Source organism: Fictibacillus tiangongensis (genome assembly GCF_048083785.1).
GTDB lineage: Bacteria > Bacillota > Bacilli > Bacillales > Fictibacillaceae > Fictibacillus.
The window spans coordinates 1,392,894-1,418,040 of sequence record NZ_CP182294.1; the positions used below are offsets into that span (position 1 = coordinate 1,392,894).

At 39.0% G+C, this 25,147-nt stretch carries 17 protein-coding genes and 1 riboswitch; of the genes, 12 read left to right on the top strand and 5 right to left on the bottom strand.

Annotated elements, in window-relative coordinates:
- The first annotated feature begins 7 nt into the window (after window positions 1-7).
- Entirely contained in the window at window positions 8-835 is an 828-nt protein-coding gene (locus ACNJYY_RS07665) for a GNAT family N-acetyltransferase (protein ID WP_416731239.1), read from the top strand.
- 411 nt (window positions 836-1,246) lie between these two features.
- Here ACNJYY_RS07665 and ACNJYY_RS07670 read toward each other — a convergent pair whose 3' ends face one another.
- Together ACNJYY_RS07670 and ACNJYY_RS07675 are read right to left on the bottom strand one after the other, a co-directional pair.
- The gene (locus ACNJYY_RS07670) at window positions 1,247-2,863 is read right to left on the bottom strand and encodes an MDR family MFS transporter (protein ID WP_416731240.1); all 1,617 of its coding nucleotides are present in this window, start codon (window positions 2,861-2,863) and stop codon (window positions 1,247-1,249) included.
- A gap of 70 nt (window positions 2,864-2,933) precedes the next feature.
- Window positions 2,934-3,371 (bottom strand): MarR family winged helix-turn-helix transcriptional regulator, encoded by a 438-nt coding sequence (locus tag ACNJYY_RS07675; RefSeq protein ID WP_416731241.1) that lies wholly within the window; start codon window positions 3,369-3,371, stop codon window positions 2,934-2,936.
- A 272-nt stretch (window positions 3,372-3,643) separates the two neighbouring features.
- On the opposite strand from ACNJYY_RS07675, the gene ACNJYY_RS07680 reads away from it, so the two are divergent.
- The 11 genes from ACNJYY_RS07680 to ACNJYY_RS07730 all read left to right on the top strand — a co-directional run bounded on the left by ACNJYY_RS07680 (window position 3,644) and on the right by ACNJYY_RS07730 (window position 21,218).
- On the top strand, window positions 3,644-4,300 hold the full coding sequence (locus tag ACNJYY_RS07680) for an N-acetylmuramoyl-L-alanine amidase (protein ID WP_416731242.1): 657 nt from the start codon (window positions 3,644-3,646) through the stop codon (window positions 4,298-4,300).
- A 177-nt stretch (window positions 4,301-4,477) separates the two neighbouring features.
- On the top strand, window positions 4,478-5,311 hold the full coding sequence (locus ACNJYY_RS07685; protein WP_416731243.1) for an STAS domain-containing protein: 834 nt from the start codon (window positions 4,478-4,480) through the stop codon (window positions 5,309-5,311).
- Window positions 5,312-5,406: 95 nt separating this feature from the next.
- A complete protein-coding gene (locus ACNJYY_RS07690) occupies window positions 5,407-5,616 on the top strand; it encodes a hypothetical protein (RefSeq protein WP_416731244.1) in 210 nt (69 codons plus the stop codon).
- Between the two features lie 16 nt (window positions 5,617-5,632).
- Window positions 5,633-5,992 (top strand): hypothetical protein, encoded by a 360-nt coding sequence (locus ACNJYY_RS07695; RefSeq protein WP_416731245.1) that lies wholly within the window; start codon window positions 5,633-5,635, stop codon window positions 5,990-5,992.
- Between the two features lie 107 nt (window positions 5,993-6,099).
- The gene (locus tag ACNJYY_RS07700) at window positions 6,100-6,753 is read left to right on the top strand and encodes a serine/threonine protein kinase (RefSeq protein ID WP_416731246.1); all 654 of its coding nucleotides are present in this window, start codon (window positions 6,100-6,102) and stop codon (window positions 6,751-6,753) included.
- 78 nt (window positions 6,754-6,831) lie between these two features.
- Window positions 6,832-6,920: riboswitch (cyclic di-GMP riboswitch) on the top strand.
- A gap of 186 nt (window positions 6,921-7,106) precedes the next feature.
- A complete protein-coding gene (locus ACNJYY_RS07705) occupies window positions 7,107-8,057 on the top strand; it encodes a GGDEF domain-containing protein (protein ID WP_416731247.1) in 951 nt (316 codons plus the stop codon).
- A gap of 69 nt (window positions 8,058-8,126) precedes the next feature.
- The gene (locus ACNJYY_RS07710) at window positions 8,127-9,200 is read left to right on the top strand and encodes a GGDEF domain-containing protein (RefSeq protein ID WP_416731248.1); all 1,074 of its coding nucleotides are present in this window, start codon (window positions 8,127-8,129) and stop codon (window positions 9,198-9,200) included.
- 186 nt (window positions 9,201-9,386) lie between these two features.
- Window positions 9,387-12,890, top strand: coding sequence for a helicase-exonuclease AddAB subunit AddB (addB, locus tag ACNJYY_RS07715; RefSeq protein ID WP_416731249.1), 3,504 nt, complete (start codon window positions 9,387-9,389; stop codon window positions 12,888-12,890).
- On the top strand, window positions 12,887-16,627 hold the full coding sequence (gene addA, locus ACNJYY_RS07720) for a helicase-exonuclease AddAB subunit AddA (protein ID WP_416731250.1): 3,741 nt from the start codon (window positions 12,887-12,889) through the stop codon (window positions 16,625-16,627). Before addB ends, addA begins: the two co-directional genes overlap by 4 nt.
- Window positions 16,628-16,638: 11 nt before the next feature.
- Window positions 16,639-17,820 (top strand): metallophosphoesterase family protein, encoded by a 1,182-nt coding sequence (locus ACNJYY_RS07725; protein ID WP_416731251.1) that lies wholly within the window; start codon window positions 16,639-16,641, stop codon window positions 17,818-17,820.
- Window positions 17,817-21,218: an AAA family ATPase gene (locus ACNJYY_RS07730; RefSeq protein ID WP_416731252.1), complete on the top strand. Its 3,402-nt coding sequence runs from the start codon at window positions 17,817-17,819 to the stop codon at window positions 21,216-21,218. The genes ACNJYY_RS07725 and ACNJYY_RS07730 overlap by 4 nt, the downstream gene beginning before the upstream one ends.
- 41 nt (window positions 21,219-21,259) lie before the next feature.
- On the opposite strand, the gene ACNJYY_RS07735 is transcribed toward ACNJYY_RS07730, so the two are convergent.
- Genes ACNJYY_RS07735 through ACNJYY_RS07745 form a run of 3 tightly spaced genes read right to left on the bottom strand, consistent with a single transcriptional unit; the run spans window position 21,260 to window position 25,073 of the window.
- Window positions 21,260-22,369: a Ger(x)C family spore germination protein gene (locus ACNJYY_RS07735; RefSeq protein WP_416731253.1), complete on the bottom strand. Its 1,110-nt coding sequence runs from the start codon at window positions 22,367-22,369 to the stop codon at window positions 21,260-21,262.
- Window positions 22,370-22,383: 14 nt separating this feature from the next.
- Complete coding sequence (locus ACNJYY_RS07740; protein WP_416731254.1) at window positions 22,384-23,481, bottom strand: GerAB/ArcD/ProY family transporter; 1,098 nt, start codon at window positions 23,479-23,481, stop codon at window positions 22,384-22,386.
- Complete coding sequence (locus ACNJYY_RS07745) at window positions 23,478-25,073, bottom strand: spore germination protein (RefSeq protein ID WP_416731255.1); 1,596 nt, start codon at window positions 25,071-25,073, stop codon at window positions 23,478-23,480. The genes ACNJYY_RS07740 and ACNJYY_RS07745 overlap by 4 nt, the downstream gene beginning before the upstream one ends.
- Between the last annotated feature and the right edge of the window lie 74 nt (window positions 25,074-25,147).

The window sequence follows — 25,147 nt, forward strand, 5'->3', positions numbered from 1 at the left end:
AATAGAGATGATAGTTAAGTTGGATCAATCGTGGCATGAAAAAGTTATGGACTATTTGAGTGAAGAACCTGCGCTGAACTTATTCATTATTGCTGATCTTGAAAATTTTGGTTATGAAACAGATTCTCAAGACATCTGGGCAGATATTGAGGATAACGGAGCGATCACAGGCATCCTTCTTCGTTATAAAGGAAACTACCTTCCTTACGCAAAAGGGGAGATTAATGCAAAAGCTTTTTCAGAGATTATCAATAAAGATAAAAGTTATGAGATGCTTTCTGGTAAAAAGGAAATCACCGATCAGTTTACTCCTTATTTACAGTTTGAGCGAACAAAAGAACTATATTTTGCTGAACTAAAAGATGCAAAATCATTAAAGAAAAATATATCAAGAGAAAGCATCTTACAAGCAGAGCTTAAAGATGTTGATAGCCTCATGGAATTAAAATATTTGATCAAAGAATTCTCAATTGGAAAAACAGCTAAAGAAAGCTTGGAGCAAGCATTATCCACCAAAACAGGACGCACTTATTTTATAAGAGAAGAGGATACCGTTGTTTCTTGTGCGTCATCTACGGCAGAAAATTCATTGTCAGCGATGATCGTCGGTGTGTGTTCACACCCTGAAAAAAGAAACAAAGGGTATGCTTCACTTTGTATGGAGGCGCTATGCTACGATATTTTAGCTGAAGGTAAAACGCTCTGTCTTTTCTATGATAACCCTAAAGCAGGGGCAATATATAAGCGTTTAGGCTTTAAAGATATTGGATATTGGAGTATGAACTACTCAGTCCATACAACAGAAACCCAAAAAAACCAAGAAGTAGTGAAATAACTTTTAAATCTTCTTCTCCTCTGACAATTGAATGGAGTGAAGATGCGAGACTCTCGGCAAGGACGTGGAGGGCACAGCCCGAAGGATGATGTGTCTCGTTCAGACACGACGTTTTAAGGGACCTTACGAAAATAGCGAAAAAAAGACGGCAGAATAACTCTAGCGATTCCGCCGTTTTTTTCTTTAGCACTTTTCTAAAAGAGTGTTGCTTTAAAGTCTTTGTCACCTTTGCCAATTTATTGGAGTGGAAGGTGCGAGACTCCTGCGGGACAGGTGGGCAGCTGAGACACTTAAGAGTTAAACGTGCGAATGTGACTCAGCGTCTGCCCCGTGGAAAGCGAGCAGCCTGGAACGGAAATCAACATTTCCAAAAGCAACAAAGTTTATGAAAACACCCTTTTCTTTTGTTAACTAACCAAGCTTTCGTTCTGCAGCATGTTCATTTGCAGTATTCTTATCTTCATTGGAAGTTCTTAGTGGAATTTCTTTTAAGAAGAAGAAGGTGAGTATAAATGCTGTGCCGATAACGATTGCACCAGTTAAGAAAACGCCGTTTAATGCATAACTCAAAGACTCACGCAGAATACCAAGTACTTGTTTAATAACGTTCAAAGATTCAGGTGGCAAAGCACTGAATTTTTCTATAACAGCTTCTTGATTCAGCAACACTTGAGGGTTCGCGAGCTCTTTAATCTGCTCACCCATCTCCGGTGTAACACTAGGAGAAGACGCGACTAGCTTTTGAGACTCTTTATTAAAGTGGTCTGCTAAAGAGTTATTCATCACACTCCCCATAATGGAAACGCCAATCGTACCTCCAAGCTGTCTGAACAGTTGAACAGAAGAGGTCGCAACACCTAAGTATTTATGCTCAATCGCGTTCTGTACGGTTAAGGTGAAGATCGGAAACGCGATTCCAAGTCCTGACCCAACGAGAATCATATTAAAGATTGCTGTCGTATTAGTCGTTTGCGTATCCATAAAATGCATGCTCGTCATTCCACTGACCATAATGAACAATCCAAGCATAGCTAATTTCTTGTATTTTCCGGTTTTTGTAATGATCTGTCCGCTTATCGTGCTTCCTGCGACCATAGCAAGTGTTAATGGCATCATGACAAAGCCGGATTTTGTAGCAGATGTTCCCATTACTCCTTGTATGAAGAAAGGCATATACATGATCGATCCAAACATACCTGCTCCTAAAAAGAACCCGATGATGTTGGATACGGTGAACACTTTGTTTTTGAACATATCAAGCGGTAGCACAGGACTTGATACACGCTTTTCTGTTAGCACAAATAAAAAGAAAGCTACGGTTGTTACAGTAAACAGTCCGATGATCTCAGGAGATGCCCAATCATATTGATTTCCTGCCCAAGTGAATGAAAGGAGAAGAGGAACCATTGTTAACGTTAGTAACAATGAACCTGTGTAATCGATGGATTCCTTTTCCTTTCTTTGAACAGAAGGAAATAAAAAGTATATAGCGGCAAAAGCGACAAGACCAAAGGGAAGGAAGATCCAGAATACCCAATGCCAATGAAAGTGATCGACGATGTATCCTCCTAATGTTGGACCAAACACGCTTGCTAAACCGAAAACACTGCTCATAATTCCTTGCCATCTGCCGCGTTCGCGAGGCGGGAATAGATCACCAACTGCTGTGAAAGCCGTCGACATGATCATACCTCCACCAAAACCTTGAACCCCTCTATATAAGATGAGTTCTAAGATGCTTCCGGAAATGCCGCATAAAAGTGATCCCGCAGTAAACACACCGATCCCTAAAAGGATAAATGGCTTTCTACCGTAAATGTCTGATAGTTTTCCAACTAATATCGCCGTGATACTTGAAGTGAGCATGAAAATCGTGAAAACCCAGCTATAGTATTCTATTCCTCCAAGATCAGCAATGATTTTTGGTAAAGACGTACCAACAATGGTTTGGTTTAACGCTGCAAAAAGCATAGCAGACATGATGGAAAGCATTATAATTACTTTTCGCCGCATTTCTAGATGTTCCATGCATCACCCTCCTATTCATGTTATAAATATTTCACATTGTGAATTATTTTTGAAAAGAAAAACTGCTCCACTAATCAAGCAGTTTTATTGAAGAATCTATCATTCGCTTTATGTCTTCATCTGTTAATGCAGCAAACTTTTTTTCCAAGTAGTTATTCTTAATATCATCCATTTTTCGTGCGATTTCTCTACCATCTTCAGTAATTTCCAAATAGACGATCCGACGGTCTGAATCTGATCGTACACGCTGAATGTAGTTCTTGCCAACAAGCCGATCCGTAACTGCGGTAATATGGCTTGATGAAACTTTTAATTCATTAGCGATTTCGGAAGCCATTAAAGGACTTTGAATAAATAAAGTCTGAAGAACAGCAAACTCATTGCTTGGAATATAATCTGAGTACACTTCGTTTAAGCCTTTTCTTAACGTGCGAAAAAGTCTGCGTAGGCTCATTTCTAATTCACGTTCTAACTCATTTCTTAATGGGGTTTGTTCTCTATTTTCCATTTTAACACCCTTGCTTTTTGTTTCTTCTTCTACTAGTATATGATAATTTATATTTAATAAGAAAGAAAGTAAAAGGTTTAGGGAGAAACGGATTATGAAAAATTCAACGTTATTTTTTGTGCTTCTAGGGTTTGGCTTTTTGATTGGAGCAGCTTATTGGGTTTGGGCGATCACAACACAATCACAGCCAGGTGGAATGTAAAGGAGGGCCGTAATGGCTCTTTTTTTGTAAAATTATACACTTCTATTATAAATAAATGGGAGGTGTAGGTATGAAAGAAAAATTTCAGATTACAAATCAATTTTTAAAGAAAGAATGGAAGCAGCGTCCAGGAGGTAATCGTATACCCCGGTTTGCGGTTGCGCACGACACTGGGAACCCCGACTCAACGGCCAAACAAAACTATGAATATTTCAACAGTAGACAACTAGAGGCTTCTGCGCACGTATTCATAGATGATAAACAAATATTGATGATCATTCCATTGCATGAAAAAGCTTGGCACGTTCGCTCTAACGTATCAGATGCGAATGAATGGGGAATAGGGGTTGAGTTGTGCTATGGTCCTTCCATAGATTTTAACAAAGCTTACAGCCGTTATGTATGGTTTTTTGCCTTTTTATGTGACATGTACCAATGGGATCCTGCTCGGAACATAAAAGGTCACTTTCAACTGGACCCAAAAAGAAGGACAGATCCTTTAAATTGTTTTCACCGATACGGTAAGACATTTCCATTCTTTATTGAAGATGTAAAGCATGAGTTAAAAAAGTTTGTTGTTCATCAGAATGAGTTTAAAGAGCTTGTTACTGCAGAGGGAAAACTTTATAAAGTCCAGATTGGAGCATTCACATCTAGAGAAAATGCCGAGATCCTTTCTCGAAAAGCTAAATCTGCAGGATTTGCTGTTCATATCGATCACTCTTAAAAACATATGGTAAAGCAGCCTTGAGGGATGTTGATACTTAATTCTAGGTCGCTCGTTTTCAATCGGCAGACGGCTATTGTTTGTTTTTTTGTGAAAATAGGTTTTAAGTACACAAATTAATGGTAAATAAGTTGGAGGTATGCCATTTTTTGTGTACATAGGGGGAAGCAGTAGAACATGGAGCAACAGTTGAGGGTATTAGGTAAAAAGATCATTGAGCATAAATATGATCTATCAAAGCAAATTGATGAGGTGCGCGTATCACTTGGTGAGCATCCCACAGAGCAAACAGAATTTGTGTTAAACCTACGTGGAGAACTATTTTCTTACTTCGGACAAGCTCTTTATGAAGATAAGAAAACTTCGCAAGAGCATTTTATTAACTGGGGAAGAAAAAATGGCGAGCTTGCTGTTCAGCATGAAGTTCCGCTGGACAAAGCATTAAGCAGTACCAGATACTATAGAATGGTGCTTTGGGATTTCATACGTAACGAAATGAACAATGAAAAATTCAGCGTTGAAACCATTTTGAAAGCTGCCTCTATCATCGACCCATTTCTAGATGAAACGGTCCATGCTTTCAGTGTCGCATATGTTGAGAATAATAATCGTGTACTTGGATTGGCTAGAGAGGCAATTGAAGAGTTGTCTGTTCCCGTTGTAAGGCTTACAAGAGCGGTTGCGGTCCTTCCGCTGGTAGGAACAATCGATACGCATCGCTCTAAGTTGATTATGGAAACTTCTCTTCAAAAATGCATGGAATTACAGATCGAACATCTATTTATCGATCTATCTGGTGTAGCCGTGATCGATACGATGGTCGCTCATAATTTATTTAAGGTAATAAATTCTCTTAAGCTTTTAGGTGTAAATGTAACCTTAAGCGGGATGCGTCCTGAGCTTGCTCAGACTGTCGTTTCGTTAGGAATCAGTTTCGAAGGATTTTCTATTGCTGGAAACTTGTATCAGGAGCTTGAAGCAATGGGGATTCGACCTCAAAAAAATAAGTAAACCACAAATACTTGCCTAATTAAAAAGGCAGGTATTTTTTTCTAGTATAAAAAGAACGTTTGTTCGCATATAATATAAAAAAAGGAGGTTGCTTCATGACTAACTTATTAATGAGATGTATACAAGAACGAGTTGGAATCGAAATGATCTACCTCTCACAAAAAGGTGACATCTCCCACCGTTTTGTCATTCCGTACTCTTTTGATGGTCATATTATCAAAGGTTATTGTGCAGCAAAAAAACAGATTCGAAGTTTTCACATAAGAAACATATTATCTGTACATTCACGTTTTTTGTCTTCTTAAGATTGGAGGGATCGTCGTGCAATATGGAAGCGAAGAAGAGCGTTCGCTTATTGAAAAATTTGTGATGTATCCGATTTTACTTACTGTGTTTAATCGGGATCTACAGATTATTAACGGCTCTCCTTTTAAACTGAGACAGCCATACGTTGCACTAGTGGAGCAAATTATGAATCAAATCAGCAAAGATCTATATGATGTAAGAATTGAACTGAGAAAACGAAGAATTAAAGTAATGGATGCGCAACGCGAGGATGATATTACAGAATATGAGATCTTTATTAGGGGTTATCGTGAAATTATGAGATTTCCGAACATTCATCTAAAAAATAAAGCAGAAACACTAATGCTTTATTATCTACAGGTGACAATTGAATAGTGGATAAAGCGTGCAAGTTTCATTTTCTATAACAACTGTATAGAATGAACGTATTGCAAAGACATATGATGATGATAATAGGATTAGAATTTGAATTGAGGAACGTTATGGAAGACTTTATCCAGCTAGCCAGACAATTGAACAATGAGATTATGATAGAAAGCCGCAGCCCATTTGATCCGGTCTGCCCAGTGAATACACCATACCCTTGGGAGATGCTAGGCTGCGGGAACTATGCAGCCGTTTTTTCTCATCCTGCTCATCCTGATTTTGTTGTAAAAATCTACGGCAGGGATGAGCACGGACTATTAGAAGAAAAGAAAGTATATGATCGACTAGGCAATCACCCTGGTTTCTCTGTTTGTTATCATTCGGAACAGCGTTTTTTAGTTTTAAAACGCATCGAAGGAATGACTCTATATGATTGCGTCCATAAAGGGATAAAAATCCATGAGAATGTCATTTACGACATTGACGAAGCAGTGAGACATGCAAGAGATAAGGGTTTGTTTCCTAATGATGTGCATGGGAAAAATGTGATGATATCTAATAACAGAGGGATTATTGTAGATGTTTCTGATTTTAGTCGATACGAAACGTGCAGAAAATGGAAAGATTTGCGCAAGGCTTATTTCACCATTTATAAGAAATCTCTGTATCACTTCCCTATAAAGATTCCATATTTTGTTTTGAATGGAGTAAGGATGGGGTATAGGTACTACAGGAAGTTAAAAATATCCAAAAATAAAGGTCTAAAATAATAGGTCTAATGAATCATTAAAATCATTGGCACAAATTGCCTTAGTAGGATATAATAACTATAAATCAATAGAAACCTTTGTTATTAAGGGCAAACCAGTTGAAAATCTGGGACGCAAAGCTATGGGCCTAAAGTATGGTGAACATGCAATGGCAGCCGGTTGCCAAAGGGAAACGGACTTAGTTTAGACACAGGTGTTTCTATGAAGTTTATTTTCGAAGAGTGAATTTTTTCACACTTTAGAGATCAAGCACTCATAGAGGTTAAATGTATCTAAACGTAAATGGAAGCCATTCCCTTTATTAGGTGATGGCTTTTTGTATGTAATTTTTGAGGAATTTGAGGGGTTGTAGAATGGAAAATTTCCAACTAGACTTACGCGCACTCAAAAAAAACTTGTTGCCAGAATTTATGAAGTCTATTCCCGCTATGATACATACACACAAAGAGCATCTACGAAAAAATGAAGACTTTCATACGTTTCTAAACGGTTTTGTTGAGCAATATGAAAAGGTTTTAGAGAAATTTTTACGCGGAATCGTGCATGCTGTATTTTTAGAAGAAGATCGATTCGAGTCCTTTTTAAAACAAGGAGAGCAAAAAGCATTTTCATCAGGTATTCATTTTTTAAGACATCAACGAATTCCTCATCAAGCATTAGCGTGTTTTACAACGAGTATTAGTGAATCTGTTTTACTTGAAGCAAAAAAAGCAACGAGAAACGAGCCATTAGTCATACAGCTATTTATGTTGGATCGTTGGAATCGAATTTCTCATCGAGCAGTAACAGGCTTCTTAAGCGGTTTCTCCTCTCAACAATTCAAAGACCTTAAGGAGATTAGCATTCGCGATCCGCTAACAAATCTGTACAATCGCCGATATTTTTATGATTGTTTAGAAAAAGAGCTTACGAAAGCACACAGACTTAAACTTCCTCTTACACTTGTCATGTTTGATATCAATAATTTTAAATGTATCAATGATGAGCTAGGACATCACGCAGGTGATGAAATTCTTCAGCAGATCGCTGAACTTTCTAAACGATTAAAATTGTTCTCTGGATTTAGGTTTGGCGGAGATGAATTTGTTTTTCTATTGCCAGGAATCACTGAGGATGAAGCATACATCTTAATCGAAAAGTTAGAGAGCCAGCTGATCGTTTGGAATGAATCGATTTCATTAGCATATGGTGCCATAGAACTGCTTGCAGATGCATGCGAGAACATCGATTATTATCTTCAGCTTGCCGATGAGCGGATGTATACCAATAAAAGAGCAAGAAGTGAGAATAAATCATTCATTTGAACAAAATGAATAAAGGGCCTTTCTGCTATTTGATCTAGCAGATCGTAAAATGCAAAGGAAGATGACTGCATGAAAGATTCATTTACGATTACCGAACACCGTTCTGAAACCATATCTTCTTTACTACGGTGGTTCTTCTTAATACTTTGTGTACCTGTTTTTTATTATCAACCTATTTCGAGTGTGCTGAAATATGAAACGGATACCTTTCCGATTCTCTTCATAATTGGGATCCTTTATATGACATCCACACAAATTGTATTGCACCTATTGCCTGAGACCTCTCTGTACTACCGTGTTTTCACTAGAGGGGGAATCGTTTTTGATTGCATCGCTTATGCTTGGCTGATGCAGCTTTCTGGCGGAGCCGACAGCCCGTTTGTTTCTGTAGGTTATTTAATCGTAATTCATGCCGCCCTGTATTGGAGGTTAAGGGGAGCCCTTATAGTAGGAACAGCGAGTTTTGTCATCCTCTTTTACTTTTTCATAAAAGATAGCGGGTATATGAACACGCTTTCTTCCTTTGAATTTTTAATGAAAAGCATCTTTTTATGGTTGATCGCTTTTTACGGAGGTGTGATTGCCTCTAAAGAAAGACAACATTATCTTGAGAAGAATATGTATCAGCTTCAATCTGAACAAGACTATTTAACGGGTCTCTTGAATCACCGGAAATTTCAAGAAGACGTTTTGGAAAGCACAAAACAGAATAAGCCCTTTACACTTGTTTTATGTGATATTGATCGTTTTAAATGGTTCAACGATCAGCACGGTCATTTGATTGGTGATGAAGTGCTGAAGCTTGTTGGTTCAACGTTTAAACGCTTCATATCTTTAAAAGAAGGAGAAGCGTATCGTTACGGTGGAGAAGAGTTTGCCTGGATTCTCCATACAGCATCTAGAACAGAAGTGGAAAGTACGATTGAAGCGATTAATAAGCATCTAGAAACATTTCCTTATATGTCAGATGATGGAGCTTTACCTGTCACACTTAGCTATGGAATAGCAAGTTATGTAGAAGGCGAAAAACCTTCACAGATCATCCAAAGAGCAGATGTGCTCTTATATGAAGCAAAGGCAGCGGGAAGAAATACATGTAAACTAGATACCGGCAGAGTGAAGGGAAATCAGCTAACGATGTAGCGGTTTTCCTTTTTTCTTTCTCGATGGTTACTAGCGTGTCATGGGAGGTAAAGATTCGTTTTCAAGAACTATCCTATAACTACCAGAAGGAAGTGGTTGTTTTTTAAGGGTACGAGCCTTTGATGTCCTAATAGATTATGAGATAATAGAGTTAGTATTCAAGTGCGGAACAGGGGATGAACAAAAATGAGTTTGCAATTTATTTTGGGACGATCCGGCAGCGGAAAGTCCCACTCTGTATTTAAAGAGATCCAAAAAGAACTTACAGACCGTCCTTCAGGCAATCCGATCATCTATCTTGTACCAGATCAGATGACCTTTCAATCAGAATATAAGCTAGCCACAACACCAGGATTAGCGGGAATGATGCGTGCACAAGTCTTTAGTTTCTCGAGGCTTGCTTGGCGTATTCTTGGCGAGACCGGTGGTTTAACAAGAATGCACATCACATCTACCGGAATAAGAATGATGCTTCGGAAAATTGTCGAGCACAAAAAAGAAGATCTTAAAATCTTTCGAAAAGCCTCTGAACAAAGTGGTTTTTACGAATTGCTTGAGTTAATGACTACAGAACTTAAGCGATATTGTGTTTCTGCAGAAGATCTTTCGTGGAATGCTGATACACTGCTTTCTATTGGACAAAAAGAAAATAATAAAAAAGTGCTTCAAGATAAATTATCAGATCTAAGTGTCATTTCGAGTTCCTTGGATGAAGCACTTATTGGGAAGTATGTTGATTCAGAAGATTACCTGCGTCTCCTCCAAGCTAAGATTCCTTTTTCTGAGAGCATTAAGGAAAGTGAAATTTACATAGATGGATTTCATTCTTTTACCCCCCAAGAATTAGAAGTTACGGCGGGATTACTGGCACATGCCAAGAAAGTGACCATTGCACTTACGACCGATGAATTCTTAACTTCGGAATCTGAGCCTCATGAGCTAGATTTGTTTTATATGACTAAAAAGACTGAGCAGTCACTAACAGCACAAGCAAAAGAACTGGGTGTTTTCGTGGAGGAACCGATCTATCTTCATGAGAAGCCAAAATTTAATTCAAGTGCCATCGCTCACATCGAGGATCAGTATGATCGAAGACCGGCCATTACGTCAGCCAAACATGAAGGTGTTGGAGTAGCGGCGGCAGTAAATGTTCGATCAGAAGTTGAAGGAGCAGCAAGAAAAATCATTGAACTCGTTCGTGACCGAGGCTATCGATATCGCGATATCGCTGTAACAGTCCGAAACTCGGGTAGTTATCAAACACTGATCGAAACGGTATTCACAGATTATGAGATACCTGTATTTCTCGATCAAAAAAAATCTATGCTTCACCATCCACTGATTGAACTGATCCGTTCCTCATTAGATATTGTTTTAAAGAATTGGCGCTATGAATCTGTGTTTCGAGCCGTTAAAACAGATATGCTCTATCCGCTTGACGAGATAAGAAAAACGACTTCTGAGATGAGACGCTGTATGGATGAACTTGAAAACTATGTGTTAGCACTTGGTATCCAAGGCAAAAGGTGGACAGATCCAAAACCTTGGAAATATAAAAGATTCCGAGGGTTCGAATCAGAAGACTTTGGAAAGACAACACGTGACGATGAAAAGGAACAACTGATCAATGACATGCGGGATATGATTGTATCCCCATTGAGTCGTTTATCTAAAAATCTATCAAACAGCAAAAGTATTATCCAATATTGTAAAAGTCTTTATCAGTACCTTGAAGATCTCAATGTGCCGATGAAACTGGAACGCATGAGAATTCATGCGGAATCAGCAGGGAAACTACGAGCAGCATCTGAACATGGTCAAGTTTGGAATGCGGTGCTAGGTCTTCTCGATGAGATGGTAGAGTTGACTGGCGAGGAAGAACTTTCAAAAGAGACGTGGATGCAAATGCTCGAAACAGGCCTTGAAAGCCTTAAGTTCGCTCTTGTTCCTCCTTCTCTAGATCAAGTATTAGTAGGAACGATGGAAAGGTCTCGTTTCACGGATGTAAAAGTAAATTTTGTTCTCGGCGTAAACGATGGAGTCATTCCGTTAAAACCAAAAGACGATGGATTACTTTCAGAAGACGAAAGAGAAGCCCTTGATAGAAACGGTGTTGTGCTTGCACCGACTGCTCGCAGAAAGCTGCTAGATGAGCAGTTTATGATCTATCTTGCGTTAACGAATGGAAGTGACCATCTGTTTGTTTCGTATGCGTTAGCAGACGAGGAAGGGAAAACGATGCAGCCATCTATGGTTATACAGCGGTTGCACGACCTTTTCCCAAATTTAAAGGAAGAACTTTATCAAAACGAACCAGCTTTACAAAATGATATGGATTTTGTGCAGCATCCGATAAAAAGTGTCTCTTTTTTAAGTGCACAGCTTAGAGAATGGAAAAAAGGCTATCCGATCTCTTCGGTTTGGTGGGATGTATACAATTGGGTGATCAAAGACAACGAGTATGATTTCTATGCAAAGCGTGCTCTGTCTTCTCTATTCTATTTTAATCGTGAAGCACCTTTAAGTTCATCTGTATCAAGAGACCTTTATGGCGATAAAATCTTAACGAGCATCTCAAGAATGGAGCTTTTTCAGTCATGTCCATTCTCTCAGTTCATGTCGTACGGACTTAAGCTAAAAGAACGGCAAATGTACAAGCTTGAAGCTCCTGATATCGGACAGCTTTTTCATGCTGCGTTAAAACAGATGAATGATTCCCTTCAGCAAAGAAGCGTAGCTTGGAGTGATCTTTCAAAGGGAGATTGTTATCGTTTAGCAGGAGACATTGTGGAACTTTTGGCACCACAGCTTCAGCATGAGATTCTGTTAAGTTCCAACAGACATCTCTATATTAAGAAGAAGTTAAAAGAAGTAGTCGGAAAAGCTTCGCACATATTAAGTCAGCATGCAAAGGCGAGTGGTTTCACACCTGCTGGCCTTGAACTAGCGTTCGCTTCTGGTGCAACATTGCCGCCATTAACCTATAAATTGCCGAATGGCACGACGATGGAAGTGATCGGACGTATCGATCGTGTGGATACAGCCAAAAGTTCTAAAGGACTTCTGATGCGCGTGATTGATTATAAATCCAGCTCAACAGGACTCAACTTAGCAGAGTTATATCATGGCATTGCTCTGCAGATGCTGACTTATCTAGATGTTGCGGTCACACATTCAGAAAGTTGGCTAGGTGAAGAGTCCGTTCCAGCAGGCGTTCTGTATTTCCATGTTCACAACCCGCTTTTAAATCAAAAGAAACTGCTTAGTGTGGAAGAAATCGAAAAAGAAGTGTTAAAGAAGTTTAAGATGAAAGGTTTGGTCCTTGCTGAGGAAGAAGCCGTTCAACTTATGGACAGTACAATGGAAAAGCGTTCTTCAATCATTCCTGTCGCTCTAACTCAAAAAGGATTTCATAAATCACATTCCTCTATTGCCTCAAGAGAGCAGTTTAACACGATGCGTAATCATGCACGAAAGATGGCTGTAACGAGCGGAGAAGGGATTACAAACGGGGTGATTGATATCTCTCCATATGAGATGAAGAAAAAAACACCATGTACGTTCTGTTCATATAAGCCTGTTTGTCAGTTTGATCAAACACTTGAAGAGAATCAATACCGTCAACTTCGTTCAGAAAAAGATGAAGTTATTCTAGAAAAAATGCATGAGGAAGGAGGAAATGTGAATTGAAGACTCTGATCCCAAAACCAGAAGGTGCAACATGGACGGACGAACAGTGGCAAGCTATTCAGGCCAGAGGAGAAAATGTTCTCGTTGCTGCAGCAGCTGGATCGGGTAAAACAGCTGTCCTTGTAGAACGAATCATTACGATGATACGTGAAAAGGTTGCGGATGTAGACCGTTTGCTCATCGTTACATTCACAAATGCTGCCGCTGCTGAAATGAGAAAAAGAATAGGAGAAGCAATCGACAAAGAACTGTCTTTAAATCCTTCATCTCTCCACTTAAGAAGGCAGCTTAACTTATTAAACAAAGCATCGATCTCTACACTGCATTCTTTTTGTATTGAGGTGCTTCGTAAACACTATTATGAAACAGACCTCGATCCAGGTTTTCGTGTGGCAGAAGAAACAGAAGCAGAACTTATTCGTCAAGAAGTGATAGAGGATTTATTTGAAGAAGAGTACAGCAAAGGAGAAGACCATATTTTTTACCAAGTGGTCGATGCTTATAGTTCTGACCGAAATGATATGGAACTTCAAAAACTGATCTTATCGCTCTATGATTTTGCTCGAAGTCACCCTGATCCGAACGGCTGGCTAGACCAGATGGCAGAAACATATCAGGTGCAAGCGGCAACCATTGATGATCTTCCTTGGACAAAAGAGCTTCTTTTTGATATATCGCTGCAGATAGACGGGCTACGTTCTTTGGCATTAAGAGCGATTGAGCTGAGTGAGCTTTCAGGAGGACCTCTTGCATACGCAGAAACACTTCAAGAAGATCTCGTCTTTATTGAACGATTACTTCATGCAAAGAATAGCTGGAGTGAGCTTTATGAGGCATTTCAATCTTATGAGCCTCCGAAATTAAAAGCCATTCGTGGGAAAGATGTAGATGAAGAACTGAAGAATAAAGTAAAAGCTATGAGAGATAACATTAAAAAACGTACGGGTGCATTAAAAGAAGAATATTTTGAAAGGCATCCTGATTCGTATATCGTTCATATTGAAGAGATGGCTCCTGTTGTTAAAGAACTCTCTTCCTTAGTGAAAAAGTTTGGAGAACGCTACCTTGAAGCAAAGCAAGAAAAGTCTCTTGTTGATTTTGGTGATCTTGAACATTTTTGCCTAGGAATATTAAAAGGTGAAGGGTCAACGATGGATGTGCCGGTTCCATCTAATGCTGCATTAGAGTACCGCGAAAGATTTGTAGAGGTACTAGTAGATGAATATCAAGACACGAATTTTGTCCAAGAATCGATTGTTCGCTTAGTATCAAAAGACGGAGAAGCAGGAAACATGTTCATGGTAGGTGATGTGAAGCAATCTATCTACCGATTCAGACTAGCGGAGCCACTTCTTTTTCTAACTAAGTACAAACAGTTCACGAAAGAAGGCGGCAACGGTTTACGCATTGACCTTGCAAAAAACTTTAGAAGCCGAAATGGGATCTTGCAGGCTACAAACTATTTGTTCAGACAGATCATGAACGAAACAGTAGGGGAAATTGAGTACAACGATGATGCTGAATTAAAGCTAGGTGCCACTTATTATCCTGAGCAAGAGGGGAATGAACCAGAACTTCTTCTTATTAATAAAAGTCAGCCTGTAACAGATGAAGAAGGTCTTGAAAATGGAGAAGTAGAAAAATCGGAGCTTGAAACCGTTCAGTTAGAAGCAAGAGTTATAGCAGAAAAAATAAAACAGATCGTTGGAACAACGGGGAACTCTCCTCATCTCGTACTTGATAAACATACGAAAAAATTGCGGCCCGCTAAATACAAAGACATCGTTATGTTGTTTCGGGCAACCTCTGTATGGGCACCAGTCATACTAGAAGAGTTTAAGCAGCAGGGGATACCTGCTTATGCTGAACTTTCAACAGGCTATTTTGATGCGACGGAGATTCATATCATGATGTCACTCTTGAAGGTGATCGATAACCCTCTGCAAGACATCCCGCTTGCAGCCGTTCTTCGTTCGCCACTTGTTGGAATGACTGGTGAAGAACTTGCAGTGATCAGATTGAAACAAAAACAAGATAATTATCTTGGAGCTGTAGAACTATATCGTGCTGAAGGAGAAAACACTCGGATTCAAGAGAAAGTCTCTACCTTTTTAGATCAGCTGGAAAAGTGGCGTCATCAAGCGCGACAAGGATCTCTTTCTGACCTGATCTGGGAGATCTACCGAGAAACCGGCTATTTTGATTATGTAGGCGGATTAACTGGTGGAAAACAGCGACAAGCCAACTTAAGAGCTTTGTATGATCGAGCGAAAATGTATGAAAGTACATCTTTTAGAGGGCTTTTCCGCTTTCTTCGTTTTATTGAAAGAATGCAGGAGCGAGGAAAGGATCTAGGAGCTGCCAGAGCTTTAGGTGAACAAGAAGATGTTGTTCGTGTTATGACTATTCATAAAAGTAAAGGATTAGAGTTTCCTATTGTATTCGTTGGGGGCATCAACAAACAGTTTAATACAAGAGATCTGAACGAAAAAGTTCTTCTTCATAAAGAACTTGGACTAGGAACTCAATATATAAATCCAGAGTATCGAATTGCCTATCCGACTCTGCCTAAGCTTGCGATCGCCGGAAGAAAGAAAATGGAATTGATCGCAGAAGAGATGCGAGTTCTATATGTTGCTCTTACACGTGCAAAAGAAAAACTGTACTTAGTCGGCACAGTAAATGACATTGAGAAATCTGTGGATTCATGGAGGGATTCTCTTTATGAAGAAAACTGGATTCTACCAGACTTTGAAAGAGCTGGTGTAAAGAGTTATCTTGATTGGATCGGAAGAGCAGTCATCCGCCATAAGAACGCTGAACCCCTTTTATCGCTGCTAGGAACAGGTGAAAGAGGAAGAGGTGAAGTTTATATAGATGAAACAGATTGGAAGATTGCGGTTCTTCCAGCGAGTCAATATGAAGAGTTAGAAGTGGAAGAGAAAGAAAAACAAGAAGAATTGCTGAAGCAGTTAGAGAACTATGAAAGAGTGAATCTTGCTTCAGATGACTTTGATGAAGTCGAACGTCGACTCCAATGGCGTTATACGAATAAAAATTCGACATACACTCGTTCCAAACAGTCTGTTACAGAGATAAAAAAACAATATCAAGCAGATGAATACAGTTCTACAGAATTAGTAAAAGCCGCCCAACAAGTTATACATGAGCGGCCAAGATTTATGCAAGAAGAGCAGTTGAATGCAGCTGAAGTGGGTACAGCGATGCATATGGTGATGCAGCATGTTGATTTTAGAAAACCGGGCACACTAGAATCTCTTGAAAATCAGCTTGCAGAAATGGAAACGAAAGAGTTGCTGACAAGAGAACAAGCTCAATATATCCTGCTTCCACAAATCCAGGAGTTTATGGAAGGACCACTCGGAGAAAGAATCAAAGAGAACGAGAATTTGAAACGAGAAATTCCGTTTAGTATGGCGCTTCCGATATCAGAGATTCAGAGAGAGTGGATTGGTGAAGATGAACATGTTCTAGTTCAAGGTGTTATTGACTGTCTGATCGAAGAGGAAGACGGATATATATTGATTGACTATAAAACAGACAGAATTACGAACCGCTTTACAAACGGCGTTACAGGAGCAAGGGATATCCTGTATAAACGTTACGAGTTGCAGCTGAATTTGTACGCAAAAGCCATTGAAAGAATATTAAAGAAACCTGTTAAAGAAAGTTATCTTTACTTTTTTGATGGTGGACACATTCTTCAAGTGAAATAAGGAGGGATATGATGCGATTACTTCATACAGCTGACTGGCATCTTGGGCGTTCATTGGAAGGACGCAGCAGACTTCAGGAGCAACAAGATTTTTTAGACGAACTTGTTGAGATCGTACGGCAAGAAAAAATAGATGCTGTTCTGATGGCGGGAGATGTATTTGATACTGTCAACCCTCCGGCTGCGGCAGAGCAAATGTTTTATGATGCACTATCACGGATTAATAGAAACGGAGAATGTCCGTTCATCGCGATTGCAGGAAATCATGATCATCCTGAAAGACTAGCTGCCTCTTTCCCCCTTTTAAGAGAACTGGGCATCACACTAGTAGGACTGCCAACGTTAGAACTTCAGCGTGTTCCGATTAAGAGAACGGGAGAGATCTTAGAAATAGCGGCTCTGCCGTACCCTTCTGAATCAAGACTAAAAGTACTGCTAAGTGAATCTGCTGAAGAATTAGATGTAAGAACTCAATACGATGATTGGGTGGACTCGTATTTTAAACAGATCACCAATCAATTTAAGCCAGGAAACGTGCATGTTGCGATGAGTCATCTTTATGTAGCTGGAAGCAAGGAAACCGATTCTGAACGACCTGTTCACATTGGTGGTGCGTACACGGTAGCTGCAGAAAGCCTTCCGAGTGCAGCTCAATACGTGGCATTAGGCCATCTGCATCGTCCACAACGAATCAAACGAGCAAAAACAGATGCAAGGTATTCAGGTTCTCCCCTATCTTATAGTTTCTCTGAAAGTGGACAAGCAAAATCTGTGTCCATTATTAACGTGGAACCAAACGGTATTGCAGAAGTTAAAGAGCTTCATCTAACTTCAGGAAAACCACTGATATCATGGGAAGCAAAGAATGGGATCCAGGAAGTGCTTCAAGGAATTCAAGATGGTTTGCATCAGAATTGCTGGATTGATCTATCCATACATGTAGATGATGCACTTTCGATGGAAGAAATTCAACGACTTAGAAAATCACATGATGGCATTGTTCATATCAAACCAGTGTACCAAGAAAAGTCCGGAGAACGGATCTCTGTATCTGCTCAAAAATTGCCTGTTGATGAACTGTTTACAACGTTTTATAAGCGACAGACAGGGGGAGCGATGCCAGATGAGGAGTTGATCTCCTTATTTCTTGATCTTGTTGGAGAAGAGGGAACAGAAGGAGAGGAACGAGAATGAGACCTATAGCATTAACCGTTTCAGGCTTGCAAAGTTTTCGAGAAGCACAATCCGTTCCTTTTCATGAACTCTGTTCTGGCGGAGTCTTCGGTATATTTGGACCGACTGGAAGCGGGAAGTCCACGATTCTAGACGCTGTGACACTAGCGCTATATGGAAAGGTAGAACGAGCGGCTGGTGGAACAAACGGAATCATGAATCAGGCTGAAGATAAACTGTCTGTTTCGTTTACGTTTCAGATAGGTGAAGGTCTTCAGCAAAAAGAATACAGTGTAGAGCGCATCTTTAAACGAAGCGGCGAACATTCTATTCGAACAAGTACTTGTCGATTAATTGAGGTGGTGGACAGTGAATCTATCGTTCATGCCGACAAAGAACGAGATGTAACGCGGCTTGTTCAAGAGCTGATCGGACTGACAATCGATGATTTTACGCGAGCAGTCGTTCTGCCTCAAGGTAAATTCGCTGAATTCTTATCCCTTAAAGGTGCTGATCGAAGACAGATGCTGCAACGTCTGTTTCAACTTGAAAAGTACGGAGATCAATTAAATCAAAAACTAAAGAAACGGTCGGATGAACAAAAAAATCGTCTGAATGAAATTACAGCTGAACAAACGGGTCTTGGCGAAGCTTCATTAGAAACGTTAGAACAGGCATTCGATCACCTAAAAGAAAATGAAAAAAAGTTAGAAAAAGTATCAAAACAATACAAAGATGGAGAAGAGTATCTCAAAACGCTTGAAGTGTATTGGGATGCTCAAGTTCAAAATGAAAAGCTGATCGAAGAGAGAAACGAGCTGAACAAACAGGAAATCCCTATGAAACGTGTTCAAGAGGTTTTAAAGAAAGCTATTTATGCTGACAAAATTGCTCCCTATGCGAACGAGTTGAAGCAATCACTCGCAGATGAGAAAAAGTTAAGCGAAGAGCAAGAGCAACTGAAGAAGCAGACAGAAGAACTTCAGACCATTCTTGAAGAGCTAGAAGAGAAATATGAATCAGCCAAAAAGGCGTTCAGCGAGGAAGAGCCTGTTCTTATCGAAAAAAGAAGTGGCTTAAGAGAAGCAGTTGACTGGGAAAAGGATCTTGAAAGAAAAAATCAGATTTTACAGAACGAAACGGAAAAGCATAAACAATTGGTGACATTGTACGAAGAATGCGAAAGAGCTGAATATGATGCCACGCAAGTTCTGAAGCGTGGGAAAGATAAACAATCTGCTTTAAAGAAAGAATTATCTCAAATTGAAATCACACAAAATGATCGCCGTTTACATCAACAAGCTATTCTGCTTCATCAACGATTAGAAGATGTTCGTGATGAAGAGAAAAAGATACAAAAAGAAATCTCTGTTTCAGAAGCTGAAATGACTTCTGCGGAAAAAGCAAAAAAACAGATCAATTCTACAATCGTTAAAAGTTATGATGCAGGAAAGAAAGTGCTGAAAGATATTCAGCAAATGTATGAAGAAGTGTCTGATGTTCTGCGTACAAATGAAAAGATCTCAAAAGCTTCGATGGGAAAACTGCGTGAATGGAAAAACGAACAAGAAAAAATAAGGATCAGCCATTTGGCTGCACAGCTTTCTGCAGAATTAAAAGAAAACGAACCGTGCTCAGTATGTGGTTCAACAATCCATCCATCACCGAACCAGATGCATGCAAATGTTGAATATGATAACGAGCGAATTCACGAGTTAGAAGAAGCGATCGAACGTTTGAAGGGAAATTATCATGAGCTGAAACACCTAAGTGAAGGACTTGAAAAGGATTCCCAAACGCTATGGAAAAAACTTAATCTTGCTGAAGCTGAAATTGCAGCAGCAGATCAAAGCACGATCACTGTTGAGAAAGAAGGAATCAACGCGTTTTCTTTGGAGCAGTTCAGGGATCATGAAGCGAGGGTAAAAGGGGTTAAGCAAGATAAGCTCTTGATTGAAGAACGCATGCAGAAGTTATTATCCAAATTAGAAGATGATCAAAAACAATATGAACGAATTTCTATTTCGTTTGAAAATAATGATGAAACAACTAACAAATTAAAACAACAGCTCCTTTTGATATCTAAAAAAATAGATCATATTCAATTGGAATGGGAGCACGCAGAGATCCCCTTTTCATCAGAGGAGCTTAAAGAGGAGCTAAAACGATTTCAACAAAAAGAAAGTCGCCAAACGGAAATCGTAAAAAGTTTAAATATTGCAGAAGAATTTCTAGAAACACAAACGAAAAAAATGGAATCAGCCAAAGAGAAAAAATCCGAGTTGAAAACGAGTTTATCGGTCTCGTCTAAACAACACGAAATGCTGCAAAAAGAGATTCTAGAAATTAAAGAAAAGCTATATAACAGAGTAGGCGATCAAAAAGCTCAAAGAGTTCTTGAAGATGTTCAAGATGCGTTGCAGAGCCTGAAGACATCTTTCATTCATTCCGAACGAGAATATGAAAATGCTAAAAAGCAGTACGTAGAGATTGATAAAGTATTTCATTCTGCTGTTCAAAGGAAGAATGATGCTGAATCCAGAGTAGAAAAAGCAACACAAGAATGGAACAAACAATTAAGTAAGTCAGATTTCCAATCCTATGAAGACTTTGAAAACTGTTTAAAAGATGAGCACATTCAGAAGAAATGGGAAAAGCAGTTAGCAGATTATCAAGATCGTTGTAAGTCAAATGCTATGGCATTAGATGCGATAAAAGAAAAGCTCCCTAAGGAGATTCTATCTCTTCAGCAAGTTGAATCGGCAAAAAGCCAGCTGCAGAGTCTCAAATTAGAAATGAACCATACGCATGAGGCTGTTGGAGAAGCGCGACAAAGGTATATGATGGTCGAGAAAAATCATGCACGATATAAAGAACTGGAAAAGGAAAAGAAAAAAGTCTCTCATTTACTAGAGCAATTAGGTAAACTTCAAGGTGTATTCCGTGGAAATGCTTTTGTTGAGTTCATGGCTGAAGAGCAATTGCATCTTGTAACACGCGATGCGTCTGGCAGGCTCGCTAAACTTACTCGTGGACGTTATGCGATCGAAGTAGATTCGGCAGGTGGTTTTGTTATTCGTGATGATGCCAACGGAGGAATCAAACGTCCTGTCACCTCTTTATCTGGGGGAGAGACATTTTTAACATCGCTTGCACTGGCGCTATCACTCTCTGCTCAAATTCAGCTAAGAGGGAAGTTTCCTCTTCAGTTTTTCTTCCTGGATGAAGGATTCGGCACACTTGATCAAGAGCTGTTAGATACAGTTGTAACCGCGTTAGAAAAAGTAAGGATGGAAAATTTTTCGATCGGTGTTATATCTCATGTCCCTGAACTAAAAGCTAGATTAACGAAACGATTGATCGTAGAACCTGCTGAGCACTCTGGCAGAGGAACACGGGTGAGATTAGATCAGATGTAAAAAGAAAAGGATGCAAGGCTTACACGTCTTGCATCCTTTTTCTATTCAATTATGCCATGGCCAATCACTTTCACATTTACGGAAGCCGTATAATCGATATTCGGATACTCTTTGTTCCAATCTAACTTTTTCCATGTAGGGTTATGAAACGCAATGAGTTTTCTGCCTACTCCAAATGTGTCGCTGTTCATGTCTTGCAGCTCTTTAAGAATAGCATTTGAATCCTTTGTCAGCGTCTTTGAAAGTGCTTTTTCAATACTTCGGATTTTTTTCTTAGTAGTGAGGTTATCCCTTGCATACTCTGTAATCACTACTTTCATATCTAACTTAATATGAGCTGATATCTTTTCATCTGGAGAAACATTTACGTTGAACGTTCGTTTATTCTTTTTAACTTTTATAGAAACATAATTTAAAATCCTATCTTTATGTTTATTGGTAATTTTTTTTGTCAGTGACATGGAAAGGTGCTTTTGTTTCCCGGTTAGTAACGTATACATAACTCCTTGAGCCCCAAAAATTTTACCTACCATCTTGTATCCATGAAATATGGCAACACCTTTAACAGATACATCATTTTTTTCTGGTACAAGATAAGGTAATGCAAAGTCTTGACCGGGATCAAACATGACAGGACATATCGTTTGGATGTTTTCTGAAGGTACGATAGAAGATTTTTCTGCTGATCGAACGGATTCGCTCAAATACTGGCCGATACCCATTGTTGTTTCTGTTTCTTTAAATTTTGCACTGATAACATCAGAAGCTTTCCCTTTTGCCACTGCAATCCTTGCATTAAGTGCCGATTTTGGGTCTCGGTAGAATACATCTAAAATATGATAGATATCTTTTTTTGCAGCATCTTCCCCTAGAACTACGATTAAGTTTTTGGATGCTTCTACTTGTTCTGATACTTTTCGATCTAACATAATTCTGCTTTGCCGGGCTGTGTTACCAATGGCATCGAAAACTTGATTATTTACTGGCCCAGCTCCTGCTTCTTTATTGAGATATTGAGGAATTGAAGCACTGTTTCTAATTTTTCCGTTCTTAAGATAATCAAACCCAGCTGCTCTGACTAATTTTGTTTCGTTTAGTTGAGCCTGATCCCAACATCCCGTTAATAATACAAGGCTAGAAAAAAGAGACATTAATTTTACACTCCTCAAGTTGAAACCGCTCCTTTTTCTTTTCTTTTTCTGATAAAAGCAATCAGCAATAAGAAGATTGGAAAGATCGCAGAACAGCATAATGCTGACATTCCAATAAATTTTGACCACATTTGAACATCTAGTTTACTTCCTGGAATTGATGCGATTAATGCACAAATAATTCCTACATAAGGTGCAGCAGATTTATGATGCTTCATTTTAAATAGTGACTGCACACCTTTTGCTGTAAAGAACAGATAACTAATAAGAGAAGTTGTAACAAATACAATCCAAATGGATAGGAAGATAAGGTCAGTTCGCTCTAAGATTTTAAATGAAAAAGCTTTTAACATATAAAGCACTGGTTCAGGAACAATTACAATTTCTACAGGATTGAAAAAGATATACGTAGTAAATGTGACAAAGCAATAGAAAAGGGTGACACATAATGAAGCATAAGAAATTGCTTTCAATTTACTGTTCGATTTTCCTTGTGTATAAGCTAAGAACACGAGCGCTGTATCAAAGCCAAGTAACGAGATTAGCGCATCTGTAGAACCTGAGAGTATTGTTTTGATACCGGATGCACCTACCGGAAATACATACAGAAGGTGAACATCTGTATAGGCATATGCCACAAAGACAAACAAAACAAGGAGTAAGGGAGAGACTAACATCAAAAACCTGGCGATCTCCCGTGCTGTACAGGTAATACAATAGACGCAGGTGAGCGCTAAAATGGATATGACAACTAAACGCGGAGTCAAAAAAAATATCCATTTAGATACGATATTGTTATAAAGGATTAGAATGACGACACATACAGAGAACAAGTGAACGACGAACAACGTATTTAGCACTACTCCCAACTTAGTCCCCACAATCTTAGGCATAAAATCAAAGATTGTTTGCTTTGGATACATGTCGCATAGTTTCCAGATCGCAAGTATAGAGACCTGAATAAAGAGACCTGCTAAGAGCAGAGAAATCCAGCCGTCTGTTTTCGCTTTTACGAATAGCATATAAGGAAGTGATAGGACACCAACACCGATTTGGGATTGAGTGATGATAAAGAATAGCTGTCTATGCGTAATCGTATGGCTGTTATTCATGACTTCTCCCACTTCCTTGTATGATTATCTTCATCTTTTTTGATTGGTTTGATGTCACTAGGACGAGAGTTCATCTTGAAAAAAGGTAGTCGAATGATTGTATCTTTTAAATCTCCTATTTTAAAAGGTGCGAGCGGTGCAAAGTATGGTGTACCAAATGAATATAGACGGCAAAGATGAAAGAACATGAGAATTAATCCGAACACGATGCCTAAGAAACCGAATGTCGCAGCAGCTACCATGAATGGAAAACGCAATAAGCGTACTGCCAAACTCATCTCATTGGATGGTACTGTATAAGCAGCAATCGCTGTCGTCGCTACTACGATGATCATAAGATTTGAGATGAGCCCTGCTTTTACTACCGCATCACCGATTACTAAACCACCAACTATAGCGATTGTGGAACCGATTCTAGTAGGCAAACGAATAGCTGCTTCACGGATTAACTCGATTGTGAGCTCCATCAATAATGCCTCAAAAAGTGGAGGGTATGGAATATTTTCAAGTGAACTTTTCATTAAAAGTATGAGAGCCGATGGTATAACTTCAAAATGATAAGAAACGATTGCAATATATAAAGCTGGCAGACCAATTGCAATATAGAAGCTAAACAATCGAATCATTCTATAAAAGCTTCCTAACATCCAGCGTTTGTTGTAATCATCTGGCGTTTGAAAAAACACAAACAAGTTAACGGGTGCTAGGTTTACGGTAGGTGAGCTGTCGTATAAAAGTGCTACTCTTCCTTCCATCAGGTTTGCAGCCACTCTGTCAGGCCGTTCTGTACTCAATGTTTGCGGGAATAGACTAAATGTTTTATCTTCAATACTCTCCTCGATATTACCCGGAGTCATAACAGAATCTGCTTCTATAGCATTTATTCTTCTTTCCATTTCATGAAGCACATCAGGATTTGCGATATCTGACATATACAGCATTGCAACATTTGTGTGAGTTTCTTTTCCGACTTGTAGATACTTGACTACGAGCTTCGGACTTTTGAGTCGTTTTCGAATGAGCGCTATATTCGTTGACATGCTCTCAATAAATCCTTCATGAGATCCACGAATAACAGCTTCATTATCAGGTTCTTTTATATCGCGTTCTGTCTTAACAGGAGTGAAAACAGAGAAATAGCAGGTTGTGTCCTTCGTAAATATCAGAGTATAAGATTGTAACAATAGTTCTTGAATCTTCGAAAAGTCTGTTTGTTTCTTAAAATCAATGTTGATTACTTTTTCGAAAGTATGTAGATCAATATCTTTGTCCAGTTCAAATAGAGGATTCAATATCAAATCTTGAAGTTTTTGTTTATCAATAATAGAGTCCAAGAAAAGTAATGCCACCTTGCTTTTGTCAGCAGGCATCTCTACCCAATGAGTCATCAAGTCTTCGGAAGAAGAAAAGCTTTTTTCAATGTCTTTTAGCAGACCATCGATCGACTGATTTTTTATACTATTTGTATTCTGCTCAGATTGAGAGGTTTTAACAGAATCTGTTTGAGAGGATGGACTAGACTTTTGAATGTTATCTTCGTTGTTGGTGTTTTTTTGTTCTAGCAATTTTCTTGGTTTCTTAAAGAAAGTCATGATGAACATCATCCCGATTCGCAATAATTTGGTTTAGTTTTTGCTACCTCAACGTATTTATGCGGATAAGGTAC